7 protein-coding genes are annotated in these 14,816 nt (G+C 36.1%); all 7 read right to left on the reverse strand.

The features are described from left to right. Positions 1–8: 8 nt before the first annotated feature. The gene (locus tag D4A81_RS10925) at positions 9–3,713 is read right to left on the reverse strand and encodes an AAA family ATPase (RefSeq protein WP_111524015.1); all 3,705 of its coding nucleotides are present in this window, start codon (positions 3,711–3,713) and stop codon (positions 9–11) included. Between the two features lie 17 nt (positions 3,714–3,730). After that, the gene (locus tag D4A81_RS10930; RefSeq protein WP_111524014.1) at positions 3,731–7,306 is read right to left on the reverse strand and encodes a sacsin N-terminal ATP-binding-like domain-containing protein; all 3,576 of its coding nucleotides are present in this window, start codon (positions 7,304–7,306) and stop codon (positions 3,731–3,733) included. A 60-nt stretch (positions 7,307–7,366) separates the two neighbouring features. Further along, on the reverse strand, positions 7,367–10,951 hold the full coding sequence (locus tag D4A81_RS10935) for an SNF2-related protein (protein WP_111524013.1): 3,585 nt from the start codon (positions 10,949–10,951) through the stop codon (positions 7,367–7,369). Between the two features lie 46 nt (positions 10,952–10,997). Then, a complete protein-coding gene (locus D4A81_RS10940; protein WP_111524012.1) occupies positions 10,998–11,228 on the reverse strand; it encodes a hypothetical protein in 231 nt (76 codons plus the stop codon). Continuing rightward, entirely contained in the window at positions 11,229–13,004 is a 1,776-nt protein-coding gene (locus tag D4A81_RS10945) for a hypothetical protein (protein ID WP_111524011.1), read from the reverse strand. It abuts the gene before it with no gap. A 53-nt stretch (positions 13,005–13,057) separates the two neighbouring features. Next, a complete protein-coding gene (locus tag D4A81_RS10950; RefSeq protein ID WP_111524010.1) occupies positions 13,058–13,354 on the reverse strand; it encodes a hypothetical protein in 297 nt (98 codons plus the stop codon). 220 nt (positions 13,355–13,574) lie between these two features. Then, positions 13,575–13,730 (reverse strand): helix-turn-helix domain-containing protein, encoded by a 156-nt coding sequence (locus D4A81_RS10955; RefSeq protein ID WP_111524009.1) that lies wholly within the window; start codon positions 13,728–13,730, stop codon positions 13,575–13,577. Positions 13,731–14,816 lie beyond the last annotated feature (1,086 nt).

A 14,816-nucleotide genomic window follows, 5' to 3' on the forward strand; every position in this document is an offset into this window, starting at 1 on the left:
ACCACCTATTAATCTAAATCAAACGTATTCTCTATTATTTGTTGGATATTCGCTGCATCAAGTCCACCGCTTGCATCATCCTCCGTCACGATGAGATTCTTTCCTTCTACTATTCCATTCTTTTCATAGAATTTCTTTTTATCTTCCCATCTCTGACGATATGTTCCATCAGTCATCATTCCACAGTGTTCCCAATACCAGACCACGCCAGTATCATAATCTTCAATTTTGAAGTCTGGACGTTTAACTCTTCCTTCCAGTACAAGCTCCGGCTCATATTCATAATCTAGTCCATTATAATGAAGTGCATTTGCGATAATCACTTCAGACTTAGATCTTACAAGTTCTCCACGTACAGTCTTATGAATAAGTTTTTCTTCATAGAATTTATCTCCAGACTGCACAATCTGTGGACGTAAATCAGGTCCGTTTGGCTCTCCCTTATAAACATCTCTAAATAAATCGGTAAACCTTGTAGCAATTGCTGAGTTCGCAGCTGTAGAATACTTCATCAAATGATACGGTTCCTGATTATACATAATCACAATCTTATCAAGTTGTCTTGTAAGTGCTGTATAAAGCATTTCTCTTGATAAAATTTGACATGGTTCTGATAAAACCAGTATCACAGTGCCAAACTGACTACCCTGTGCTTTATGTACTGTCAATGCATAAGCAAGCTCCAAGTTTGCAGTTCCATTCTCTTCATCAAAATCTCGTCTATCAAAAGAATATTTATATCCCTTCTGAGATGAAAATACTACATGCATGAAATTATCGTCATTTTTCCTTGCTTTAGAGTAATCACCACAGGCTATACCAATTTCACCATTAGCCAAATAATTTCTTGCGCCTTCATCGTTTGGATATGCCTCTTTTGCTGAAGTATTTACTAAATTGATAACTTTATCTCCATATACAATACCTTCCGGTCCCAAACTGTTTGCGATTCGCTTTCTGGCTCCCCAGTATTTTGATACCTCTAAGAATTTTTCTCTGTATTTTAGATGAATCATTCGATTTATATTCATAACACCGTGCGGCATATTACGAACTGGAGCTAATATCTGCCATTTTTCCACATACTCTGCTGCATCCACATTGAAGAAAATACCATAGTTACCCTTTGTTCCACCCAACGACAAATCAAAACTTTCTTGATCATATATATCCTTCATACCTGTTTCTTTTGCCATGATTTCCAGTAAATGTGTCTCAAGTTCTTCTTTTGTACTCCACTGTACAAATTCAATATTCTTATCACCTTTACCTATAATTTCAGCAATTACATCATCATCCGGAACATCTTCTGTGTTAGTGAACATTTTTGATAGACGTACATCCTTACGAATGCCATTAGTCTGCTGTCTACGATTTACTGTCAACTCTCCATAATGTTCACATACTCTTGGAAATACTCCATCCTTTAATTTCAACCGGAGCATGTATACCAAATCAACAAATGGTCTACCTGCTCCTATTGGCGGAAGCTGATTCGGATCTCCAACAAAAATAATACGTCTTGCCTTTTTTAATGCCTGCATCAATGCACCAAACATTTCCTCTGTCAGCATAGATGCCTCATCTATAATAACGGTCTCAGGCACATCTGCAAAATTTGCATCTGATAGCACATATCTCATATCATTCCAGTCAAATCTCTGACTTCGCACCAAAAACTGAGCAACGTTGAGTGCAGTAAATCCTTTCCCTTCCTCTCCCATACTCTCTAAAAGTCGTACCGTTGCTTTTCCGGTAGGTGCTAAAAGTAAAACACCTCCATCTTTAATCGTAGGATGACTGCACAATACAGATAAAACTGTAGTCTTTCCTGTTCCTGCATCTCCTACAAGCACAGTAATTCTTGACTCGGCTAATTCTGCAAGAATAGCCGCCTTTTCTTGACGTGCTTTTTCTTCCGATTCTGATATCAGTTTACCATTATTAAACTTATCATCAAGCATCTTCCTCCAGTCAGCCTCAACTGGAAGCTTTGGTGCGTTCAATCTTCTACTGATACGTTTTTCAATGATATCATCAAATTCCTGAAATCTTACTAATTTATAATATTCTGTGCCATCCTTCATTTCTCTCTTGATAATCTCAAGCAACATAAATTTCTCGATTGCTTTTACTATATCTTCTGTAACATGACATGCCGGATCGAGCACTTGATTCTTCATTTCCTCAACCAGATTTGCACAAGGCATAATAGTATTTCCATTAGATGCAGCCTTTTCCATCACAGCGATTGCAAGTGCTCTTACCCTACGTTCATCATTATCAGATGATAGTTTAGATGGAGCCTCCAATGGATACTTTTCCATGATAGATGAAATTGGAAATACCGCTCTATCTACCTTCTTTACAGAAATAAATAATTCGTCTACTTTAAGTCTTGTCTGCTCATAAAGTATGTATGGATTTTCTATTATCTCCTTATCTGTACATTCAATACGATTTTTCAACCTTTCTCCCTGAGCAAAAAGTATTTTTGCCTGATTGATTGATAAAGAGAGTCTCGACAAAAGTCTGAAAAGCTGCTTTCTTTCATCAGACATTCCCTTCCATGTCTTGACAATTATTGGTGTAATTTTCTCTACAAGAGATTCTGATACGACATTTTCCGGATGATCAAAGAGTTGATCTACCAATTCCCATATATTATCCTTGTCTTCCGTCTTTTCTTTAATTTGTTTTGCCATCAATACTCCAAGCGGTATTTCCATTGCACTAAGCATAGCTCCTAAACCCGGAAATGCTCCACGGTCTTTCCAAACTTCTGCTAACCTTTCGTTCAACCATGTCAAAACATTACTGTAATCCTCATCCAAGCAATTATTGATTATTTCAAATGCCTTAATGCATGATAGAATGACATCAATCACCGCATCATGACTTACATGTTCTGATGCAAATGAAAATTCTGCAAATGCATCATCTGGTGCGTATACTGTTATCGACTCTATGTTAAATTCGGGATGTAATTCTGCATATTCCATCATCTGTTGATATGGAATTACAAATCCATCCTTATGATCTAGCCTTATAGAATGGCATACTTGTGTTTCCCAAGTCATAGAACGCAGCTCTCCCTCATCTGTATGCTTATGTTCTACTGCCGGTACAATTCTCTTTATATGTCCCATTCCAATAATTACTCTACGAGAATCTTCTACAAAAGGTACCTGCTTCGCATAGGCAATGCACAAAGACTCATCAGGAATAATATCACCATAAAAATAATCAAAAATTGCTCGGTGATTAGATGCTTCCTGTATCCATGCGGTATGGAATGATAGAACAGGTTCCACTGCCGAATTATATCGGATTCCGTACTCCTCAGATAATTTTTCCATATTATCCTTAACCATCCATGCAAATGGTCTAGCCGGAAACGAATGTGCAGGATAGACTATTTCCGTCGGCAGAAAATGTCTATGTGTAGCTACGTTATATTTCTTATATGGATGCTCTGTTACTTTTACCAAATCGACATCCGACATAAATGCTCCGCCTTCTGCAATACATGGTAACTGACCTTCATTTTTCTGCATACATTGACCACATAGTTCACATTCTCTTGCATCATCGCGATTCTCATATATATTTTTTAATCTTAGGCACGAAATATTACTATCCGGGTGTTCACATACAGTTCCATCCCATCCATGATCATGCCAAGGTACTCTTATAGATAAATGTTGTGCCATACTACTGCACCATCCTTTTATAGTATTCCGGTGATTTCATATTCCCGGTTCTGGAATATAACAATATCCCCTATCTTATGACCTACAAATGCTTTATGAAGAGGGAACTTGTCGGGCTGCAACGTATTATCATAAACCTCACCACCTGCAAATCTCTTTTTGTATGTAATAAAGCAACCCGCACGTGCCACATCCTCGTAGAGGGCGGCTGACGGTTCGTCTTTTTGTACTTGTTCTACAAACGATGATCTCACCGGCTGTAACAATTGTCCACTTACTTCGCCATCTTCATCCATTTCCTGTGGTGTTCCGTACTCAGAAAGGAGTCGGAAAATTTCCTGAATTTCAGCAATATGAGTCTGCGTAAAATGTAATGCAAGTTCACTATTAATTTCAATAATATATTCATTTTCGTCTGCATCAACATCCAAACTTAGAATTGCTGTTCTCATCTGTTGCTTAAATGTATCCTTATTTACGTCACGCACTGCTTTATATTTCGCAGCACAGTTTCTACAAGTACAGATATTAAGCTGTGGCATTTCTATTCCGTAGTTTGCAATTTCTGAAACCTCTGCATTTGCAAAAGGCTCCTTGCATATCTGACAGATTCTAATATCGCTATCATTCGTATACATACCCATAGCATATGCTCGTACTGTCTTTGGCGATCTACTTGTTCGGATCTGTCTCCACACTTTTTTATAGGTTGTAGGGTCTGCACAATAGAACTGCTCCTGAACATGGCGAACTAAGTTTTCCAAATTTTTCACTCTGTTCTTAGGAAATTCTGTATCTTGCCAACTATTTGCATCAAAAACTTCCTCTGATTCCTCAGGCTCATCCCATGAATCTGCCACTGCACCAGGCATAACAACTTCTCTTCCTAACTCACGAGCGAGTCGCTTCAAAAGCACCATCTTGTACTTCTTATCAAGATTTCCTACTTGCTGGAATGTATCAGCAGTATTATCTGCCTCTTTTTCGGTGAATCCAATAATTTTATAGGCTACCTTTTCGCCACTAATTCCCTTATAAATAGCAGGATTTAAGTCATATCGTGAGAGTTCAGACGGTCTACATACCTCATTATTTTTGTTATATAGCCAATTTGTTCTTCTTACTGAATATGTAATAACACCGGCTGCTTCTAAAGCCCCCTCATACGGATTGTTTTTTCTATATCTTCTCTTTCCTTCCAGTTTCTTATAAATTGCCAGTAATAATTTTAGTGCCTCTACAGATTTCTCTTGTGCTAACCCTTCCTCTGGATATTCCTCGATGTAATATAAATTATCTTCAAGTCCTTCGATATCAATGTTTGGACAGTATTCACCGATAGCGACCCAATGACCATCACCAACTCCATCTTCTCTTCTACACCCTTCGGTAACCGGAGAACTAATAATGCCTAGTTTCTTTAATTTACTAAGTGGTATATCGTGTTCTTCATAAAATGCTTCATCAACTAAATCATATTCAAAGTCTATGCAAAATTCGTTCTCCTCTTCCGTCTCTTCCTTATAAACGCCCTGATAGTAGATACTCAGATCAATTCCTTCGTCTGATGTTTTAAGATATGTTTTTCCAGGAATAGAGAATAAATCTTCTCCGTTTGGGTCAGTTACTTTGATGATGTTGGCATCTTTAAGCATCTCTGCTATTTCAGTTACATTTCCGGTATCTTCTATTAAATCCAATATTTGTTTTATGTCCTCAACATACTCTGCTTTAAAATCATTAGGATTTTCAAAAGCAAGTAGTTCTCCTACTTCGACATATTTCTTTATTACTTTTTCTTTTATGTATTGAAAATTGTTAAATTCATGAATCTGAAATTCATTCATCAACACATTCTTAAACTGTGTAGCAATATCTGTCTGCACAAGTGCTGACTGCATGACACTTTTATACTCACTTGATGATCCTAAATATATAGAAAGCTGACCATCTACATATGCAGGAACTAATTTCCCCAATCTATTTAAAATAATTGGAGCTTTTCTAAATTCCTTCCATGCCTTGTCTATTCCATTTCGAATAGTCTGCTCATATGGACCGCTTCTTGTCCAAGAGATGCTTGTTTTATATACATCAACACGATTATCCGATAGGAAATCATAAAAATCTTTCAGTGCGTCACTATTTGCACCGGACTTTCCCATATGTTCATCTGGCAATCGTTTCATATCAATTGCAAGCTGCTGCAATCCATAGATTTTGATTTTCAAATCCTGGTTCAACCACATGAAATAATCAGTGAAATTCACTTCCCTTTCGTTGTTAAATGCAACAAAATCACCAACATATGCTAACGCTGTCTTAAACAAAGGTTTCTCACTAAAATCACCAATTCGAAATGGTACAGGAATTCTCAACTCTGAAGGCTTATGATACTCACCTTTCCTATCAGGAATCAGCCCATTTTCAATAATAGCTTTGGTTACTTTTTCCTTTAATCCAGGGATTGTGTGATTTGTAGATTCATCCTTAAATGCTGACATCACCACTCTTCGCAAAAATCCTTGTGTGATTAACTTTCTATCAGCCAAGTCGATCATTGAATCTGCTATTAAATCCCCAAGCTTATCAAATAAATCACTATTGAATGCTGAAGGAGTCATTAGTTTCTCTCTTGACACAGCTGTCTCAAAGGAGCCATGAATTAGAAATGGTAAATCCGTATTATCTCTCGTTGGAAAATATACCCATATATTTGATTGATCCACCTCATTAACATTGTCTGCTCTTGCATTAACTTTATATACAACAGATACCTCTGCGTTTTTCATTTCATCGTGATCAAACACCTTTTTATATTTCAAATAGCGAGATATATCTTCTTTATTGCCATAATCAGTACCTACAATACGACATGTGATAAGCCTTGCATCAGTTTCCTCCACCTTGAGTGTAATCATGGCATGTTTGCCAGTATCTCTATTAACCCAATACAAGTTCTGTATATGTGTTAGAAACAGTAGAATTTCACCTTCTAATTCATTAAGCTTTTGAAGCACATCATCTCCTGGCACTGCTTCTAACTGGCCTTTCCGACCATATTTCATAAAAGGAATAACTATCTTCGTAAGGTGCTCTGACACAGAAAAAGGCGTAAAAGAACCACCACTAGCTAGTTTACAAGTGATACTTTCCTTTTCCGCCTGACAATTCCATCCTTCTATAATTTCTACCGGCAAAAGATATTTGGTAATCTTAAATGCCTCATCATCAGAGTAAATTTCCGGCTGATAGGTATATTTGAATACTGATTTGAATCCCATACCAAATCTACCAATAGATGACGCATCATCTCTATCTTTTGTTCCCATCAACATTGAAGATACACCAATAGCATCAGCTTCACTAAATGGTCTTCCATTGTGATAAAATACAAGTTTATCGCTGTAATACTCAATTACAACCTTACCGGCTTCTGCATCTTCTGCATTCTGTAATAATTCATATACAAAATGGTTGCTATCTGAATAATGACCGGCAAGTAATGCCTCATATTTCTGTGGCTCCTCCGTCATTCCATACCAATCATGTTTATTTTTAGCGTAAATCGCATTATAGTCAATTTTACCCATAAAAGTTACTTCTCCATTCCTTCCGTATCAGCAGGGACATTTTAGCCCCTGCCAAAGGAATTACTCTACATGTAGCACACCCTTAATAAGTGGCTGTGTCAAAATATCTGCTTTCTGAATTGTCTCATCAAGCACTTTTTTTTGTTCCTCATAACCTTTTAATAAGTTATCTAACTGAGCAGTTCTCATTCGTATAATTCTTTCGTCTGTTGCACCGGCAATCTGACCCCGAATAATCATCTCTCGTTTTGTTGTTGTCTGTCTAAGCTGCTCTACTCTGTATTCGCAAGATTCTTTTACTGACTGGATATATTCTTCCTTTGCAGCTTGCCAACTGTCATAATGTAACGAATCCATCGAGTCCCATCTTGCAGAATGTGGAATATCATCAAAAGCATAGTCTGATGCAAATTGCAAATATGAAAGAATACTATTCTCTACATACTCATTTTCACTTATTGCTTTTAATTTGATATCAGGTCTAAGCCCTACATATTTCCATGCATAAATCAGGAATTCATAATCACCTGCCGGAAGGCTTTCATCTGAAACACTAAGTCCAATTACACATGGAAGCTGCTTGCTTTCATACTGTGCCGCCTGAATAACAAGGGGATGCATCTGTGTTAAGAATGTTACATCTCGATTATCCTTCGCAGTTGCTGCATCATATGTAACCCTTAACTGAGCATTATTAGATTTCAAATATGCATTCCACAGTTTTGTTGCATTATTTGTATTCACTAAATCAATCTTACCAAGCCCGTCTCTCAACTTTGCTCGCTTATCTGCAGCAAGACGCATTGTACAAAGCTCAGTGTTCTTATTTGATCTGATATACTCACCTTCGCCCAAATAATCCACCAAAAATAAATCCACAAGATTTTTAATGCTATCTGGTGAAATCCATGAGTTTTCAGCATCTTGGACATTTTTATTCTGAATGAAATTTGAAAGATCAAATCCATACAAAGACTTCTCTTCCTGTTCCAATCGATTGAGCTCCCGGACTTTCATGACTTCATTATCTGCCATCTTTTCAATCTTCAATTCTCTCTCTTCATCCGTGAGTTCCGGATCAAACATGATTTTGAAAATCTGTTCACTAATATCTCCTAAAATATCAGAGCAATCACCAATACTTGCTTCAAAGACTCCAATCTTTGACAAACATCTGTCGTGTATTACAGCATCAATTGTTCCTTCTGTAATCATATTATAGATTTTTACTGTCTTACTTGTCTGACCTCGACGATCAATACGTCCGATTCTCTGCTCAATTCTCATTGGATTCCATGGCAAATCATAGTTAATCATGGTATCACAGAACTGATAATCTAAGCCTTCACATCCTACTTCTGAAAACAGTAAAACATCAATCGCATCCGGCTCTTCTCTATCTTTTTGGAATCTAGCACGTATATGATATCTTTCCTCATCTGGCACAGAACCATCAACCTGTGCTACTCGATATCCTTTTTTCTGTAGATGTTTTCTTACATATCGCAAAGTGTGTCTAAAGGAGCTAAAAATGATCACTCTATTATTTTCATCCTCTTGTTTACGGTCAATGACTTCATACAGCTTTTCCAACTTTGGATCATATTCCGGTAAACTTGATGTTAATGTCGCTATTTCATCTGCAAGTTCAAAAATTGAGTTTTCATCATCAGAGTTCATACTTAAGTCAAACTCAAATAATTCACCATCCTCTTGTACTTGATTCAGACGTTTTTCAACCAAATCATTTAAGAATGGTGCTAATCCATAGATACAGCTTGCAGCTTGTCGCATAATAGTACACATCATGAATCGTACCGATCTACTACCATGGATAGCAGCCAAAGAATTAGCCTCAAAATCAATTAAAGCATCATAGATATCTCTCTGATTCTCTGTGAATGGTACATTTACTGTCTGTGTACGTCTGATACAGAAATCTTCGATATCTCTACGTCTTGTCCTTGTAATAATACTGTTGAAGGAATGCAGACTCTCAATCATACTGATAGCTTCAATTTTTTCTTCTCTAGTTATCTCATCACGATCAACTAACTCAAATACTCTTGCAAAATTAGGGTTATGCTGAATAACATTTCTTCCCCAACTTGTACTTAGAATATGAGATATTTCTTCTTTTGCCTGTTCCTGCCACCCTTCTGCCTGATTTCTTACTGCACGAAGTAATGCGTTCACATATGCATTCGGTTCTGACATTGTCTTAAAAGTATCTTTGTCAATCACTACGTCAGGTCGAAGCAAATTTAATAATGTATATAAATCATTGTTACTATTTTGAAGTGGTGTTGCAGTCAAAAATACAACTGCATCTGCATTACGTGTAAATAATTCGACACCTTGATATGCCCACGTATTTGCATTGCGGATATTATGAGCCTCATCCACAATCACAAGATCAAAATGTGGTAAAGGATCTAACTGCTGCAATCCCTTTTCCTTACGTTTCTTGCTAGTCTGAGCCTCGGTTCCCATAATAATATCTTCTCCCAAAAGAGAATATGGAATGATTGTTTTTCTGTGTCTCTCAGGCCATTCTCCATCCCTATCTGTCTCTGAAATTGCTTCGACAAGATTTCTACCATCTAACTGTGTAAAATTCTCATCAAAACGCTTCATTTCCATTTCCCATTTACGCTCTGCAACCAGAGGTCTAGGACAAATGATAAGAACAGAGTTGATATTAGAACGTGCTTCCATTTCTTTTAGGATTAGACCTGCCTCAATAGTTTTACCAACACCGACATCATCTGCAACAAGCAATCTTGGACTATCTGCCTTAATCATCTTTAATGCCGGGCGGAACTGATAAGGAACAAAATCTATACGTGCTGCATTTAGAGAGTACAGATTGCTAGATCCCGGATTATTAATTTGATATGCGGTAAGTGCAGAACGTACCTTTGTAAGTGTAAGATGTTCTGTCAGACTCAAGTTTTCTTTTAAACGAATCTGTTCTGCATAAAAGGTCTGTGGTCCATTATTAATCCAAACCGTGTATTTTCCATTATCTATGCCAATTACAGCCCCGGTAACACTAGGGTCACTGACAAGGCAAACTACGCTACCAGCTGTAATAGTACCTGGTTCACTTGATATATTTGTTTCTGACGAGCTTGAAGCTACCACTATATTGTTCTTTTGTAAAGGTATTGCTTTATCCTGAATATCTACATCATCCTCTACATCAATGATAAAGACTTCCATATCTCTTGTCTCACTCATAGGTGCATCAAAAGCCTGCATTAACTCAATAATAACCTCTACATCGCCAATTACCTTTTCCTTAGAAATCTCCCGGCTGCTTATATGTGCCCAGCTATTACGAATTTCCATCATCTGGCGAATTTTGTTACGCTCCTTACTATTTACAAAGAACGAACTTGTAATAACAAACCAGTTACGATCAAACACACGAAGAAGTGCTGCAAGATCTAGTCCAGATATATCCGTGATATTATTATTTATAACTTGCTCTCTTTGCAACGTAGAGAGGTTATTAACCACAAGTTCTTCCCACCATTTATCAGTAAGCTTAGGGAGTTTATCCCCAAGCCACTGACTCATTTTTACTGCAAGCTGGTGTGAATATGTATTAATCTTACCAATCATGTAATTATCATCCATACTTATACCCCACTTTCTTCATCTAAAAATCTAAAATCTGCAATATCTATTTCAAATTTATATCTGTGCAATTCCTTCGTTTCATCATCTTGGTCTGCAATGACAAGGAAATAATCCTGCGTTCTGTTGTATCTCCCATTCTTTTACAACCTTCATTAATCTGGATATTGTAAATTTCTTCTGCATAGGCAGCATTGCCATCATACCAGAACACGATTTTTCTCTCATTCCCAGATAATAGGTTATTTAATTTATCCTGTATTTCTTGTATTTCCATCTATGGAGCCACCTTTCCTTCGTTATTGTCAGTCTCATAAAACTTAAAGATTGGATATTGCTGGAAAGCTTCCCTATCTTCATCACTTAAAGAGTTATATTCCACTCTTGCCATTCTATGATTTCCCAGTAATATGTTTGCCCCTAATCTTATCTGTGTATTTTCATCCTGTGTAAGATTTGACAAGTCTTTTATCTCTTCGTCGCGCAACTCTCGGGTTCTTAACACACACTGAAATAAATTTAATGTATATATAGGACTAGGTTCATCACTTTGTATTAACCATTCACATAAATTCTGTGCCAATGTTATAAGCTCTGTTCTCCTTGTATTATCATAAGCTTTTATCATTTCTAACAAGCACAGATTCGTCCTTTCGTAATGAGCTTTGTTATAATGTTCTTTGAATGACTTTTCAATCAACGATATACCTATATTGGATGCTTTTTCGTAATCAGATGCTCTCATAATGCAAAACTGAGATGTATCATTTCTTCCTTCGGCATCCAATTTACAGTGCATTTCTGTCCTAAAATAATCCTTTATCTTATATGATCCATTGTCCTGCTGCCTTAATAGAAGCATGAGATGTAAATTCCCTACCTCAAACATTCCAAGTAGCGGCAAATCTGTCTCATTGAAAAATATTTCTTCATCGTGCAACACTGATTTTATAAAAATCTCAAGATCACAGAGTTGCTTTTCTGTTGCTTTCTCTACATCAAACGAATCTTTTACTCCCATCTGCTCCAAAAAATTCTTAATTTCATAGAATTTTTTCAGCTTTTCTTCCATACCTTGATTAGAGAACTTTTTTAATTCTTTCTTCGTTGGACTCATAGAAAATTTATCCTCATCGAAATAAATTCCCTCATCTACAAGCATATCCATTAAAAACTCTATGCTATGTATCTGCTCATCTAGTGTTCCCTTCAAATCATACTTAAAGGTTGCCTTCTCCTCAGAAAATATTATTTTTAAAGACGGTCCCACCTTGACAGAATCACTTCCATCTTTCGATTTTTCGATTGAAATTTTGTCGTAGTACAGCTTTCCATTGGCATATACATTTGCTTCCACTTCTGTACACATAGACTCTATATTGGAGAGATATTGTATTGGAAAACGTAAACCACTTTCCTCATTCTCCATATATAAATAGAGTTCATTATGCATTAGAATTGAAAATGGATCATGCACATCATACCCTCTGGCTGTAAAATTACAGTTCATTTTTATATTGTCTGGCCCAAGCAATTTGATAATTTCTGGAACCTCCCAATTTTTGCCAGTAGTATTCAATACAGCCTGTTTTTTGCAATCTTTTATGAAGTTTATAACCAAATTCTCGAAATCATTATTCTTTCCCGGTAATGGTTTCAACATAATATTTATATTTGAACCACTGCAAGGTAAATTCAAATAGTTGTTAAGCAAGTACGGAGTAAGTGATGCATAAAAAATCTTTTTACTTCCATCATTAGAAAGTTCAACGACAAAGTATATGATTCCACCATCATTTCGGTAACTAATCATATTATTTCTATCAACCGGATAGGTTCTGCCATTTTTGCTCAACCTTTTCAATAGCTTTCCCTTTACCTGTATGGGTGCACGTCCAATCATGTTGTCGTTACTTTTTGATTTGTCTGAATAAGCATAAATAAAGCCATCCCATTTAGGTTCTTTGTCACCTTCATTGATAAATTGAGACAACAGTTCTGTTAATGCTATTCTACTTTTTATTTCCGACGTTGCTGCTGTCTCAATATCCAATTTATCTCTCCTTAAGCCTTTGCTAATACGTTAATTGTCTGCTTCTTTTCTCCTTAGATGGATACTTCGATTCCTTGGAACTTTGCATAATTCTCATTTGCTCCATCATCAAGATCCAATTCAATTCGCTGCTGTGCCACGTGCGATAAAGCCTGATAGTATGTACGGATTTCAGCAAGCTGCTTTATGTACTTATCTCTTTGTTTTGTTGCTTGAGCTCGGTCAACAGCACTTCCAGATGTTAAAATGACATATTCAGCATTTTTAAGTACATTTTCAATTGCATTTTGAGACTTTACTAAATAATCAGTTCGAATTATGCCTACCGTATCTTTATTATATCTGTACATATAAACTAAACACTTAAAGCCATTTCCTTTACAAGCGTCAAATAACCAATAAATTGGTCGTTTACCGACATCATTAACTGTCTAAGTTACAGTATGATCTTTAAAAAACTCTGTAATGAAATATTTGTGTAATTTTGACCTTGAGCTATCTCCCTTTACATCTAGGGAATTTGCTATAAATTCTAGATTTCTTTCCAAGGTGTTTTTTCACAATATTACCTCAACAAATATTCTGCAACACCTCTACAGATACAGTTTCACCTTTTCCCATCTTTGCAATAGTAGCTGAGCTAATACCTAACTTCTCTGTAAGATCCTTTTTATACATATTTTTGTCAATCACGAGTTTCAATAATCCGTTATAAGAAATTGCCATAATTCCTATTACCTTTCCTTTATCGTCAAAACGGTTACAATAACGTACAGTCTAATAGGAATTATACTATAAAACGCAAAAAAATCCATGATAGCTTTTAGATATCTAAAGATTTTTTTCACCAAGGTGAAATGTCACTTTTCAATCAAAAAATCTCAAAATAAGGCTCAATAATAAGGTCAAAAAAAGAATCAGGATTAAAATTTCTCCATCCTGATTCCAATTTTAAACTATTATATATCCCATAAAACGGACACGTACTAATGATTTTCGATTATTGTAACATCCTTACAATTTTGCACCTTTATCTGTTGATCTATTTCCTCTTGGTTGTTTTCTAATATACCTGATGATGCCAATACCTCAACAATGATATATAGCATAATTCAAAGTGCGATACCTCATAACCTGACACCACAAAAATTTCTTACATTTATTTTTGATACAATACAGTCCGGTAGAGATGCTTCGCTCTTAGTACCTTAGTCAGATGAGATTCCTGAGAGTTGTAAAAATAAAAAGTCGTAGGATTAGAATGATAAGTTCTAGTTCTATGACTTTTTTGCTCTATGTGTACTTAGCTTGACACTTACTTAAAGAGCTAATTTAGTCCTACCTAAATTTCAATATTCAGTTTTCACCACTCTTCATGTGTATTTCAAAACACTATCAAATAGGTTACATCTTGTTACCGACATACTGCTAAAACGGGAATCTGCTTAAATATATATATCAATTAGAATGTTGAAGCATTGCTATTTCAATACATATACATTATCTTTACATATACAATCATTGACTATATTTCATCCCTAAAACAATTATATGCTAGCTACTCTTAAGATTTTCTTCCAAAAATATCTATCAACTCTCTAAACTCCTCTCTTTTTCGCCACATTATCGCACAGTAAATAATTGTATACATAGTTTGACATCACACACCCCCGCTCAAAGTTTATTTATATCCTTCTTCTTATAGATATCTTTCACCTACTCCTATTTTTCTTCTACAATTTTACCACATATAGCCCCCTTATAACATCAAAAAAGCTGCTGCCAAACAGATAAAATATCTATCCGGCAACA

Origin of the sequence: Lachnoanaerobaculum umeaense, from assembly GCF_003589745.1 — a bacterium.
Classification (GTDB): domain Bacteria; phylum Bacillota; class Clostridia; order Lachnospirales; family Lachnospiraceae; genus Lachnoanaerobaculum; species Lachnoanaerobaculum umeaense.

Coding starts and splice junctions, on each gene's coding strand:
- D4A81_RS10925 (WP_111524015.1), bottom strand. CDS start 3,713: ATGGCACAACATTTATCTATAAGAGTACCTTGGCATGATCATGGATGG.
- D4A81_RS10930 (WP_111524014.1), bottom strand. CDS start 7,306: ATGGGTAAAATTGACTATAATGCGATTTACGCTAAAAATAAACATGAT.
- D4A81_RS10935 (WP_111524013.1), bottom strand. CDS start 10,951: ATGGATGATAATTACATGATTGGTAAGATTAATACATATTCACACCAG.
- D4A81_RS10940 (WP_111524012.1), bottom strand. CDS start 11,228: ATGGAAATACAAGAAATACAGGATAAATTAAATAACCTATTATCTGGG.
- D4A81_RS10950 (WP_111524010.1), bottom strand. CDS start 13,354: ATGTACAGATATAATAAAGATACGGTAGGCATAATTCGAACTGATTAT.
- D4A81_RS10955 (WP_111524009.1), bottom strand. CDS start 13,730: ATGGCAATTTCTTATAACGGATTATTGAAACTCGTGATTGACAAAAAT.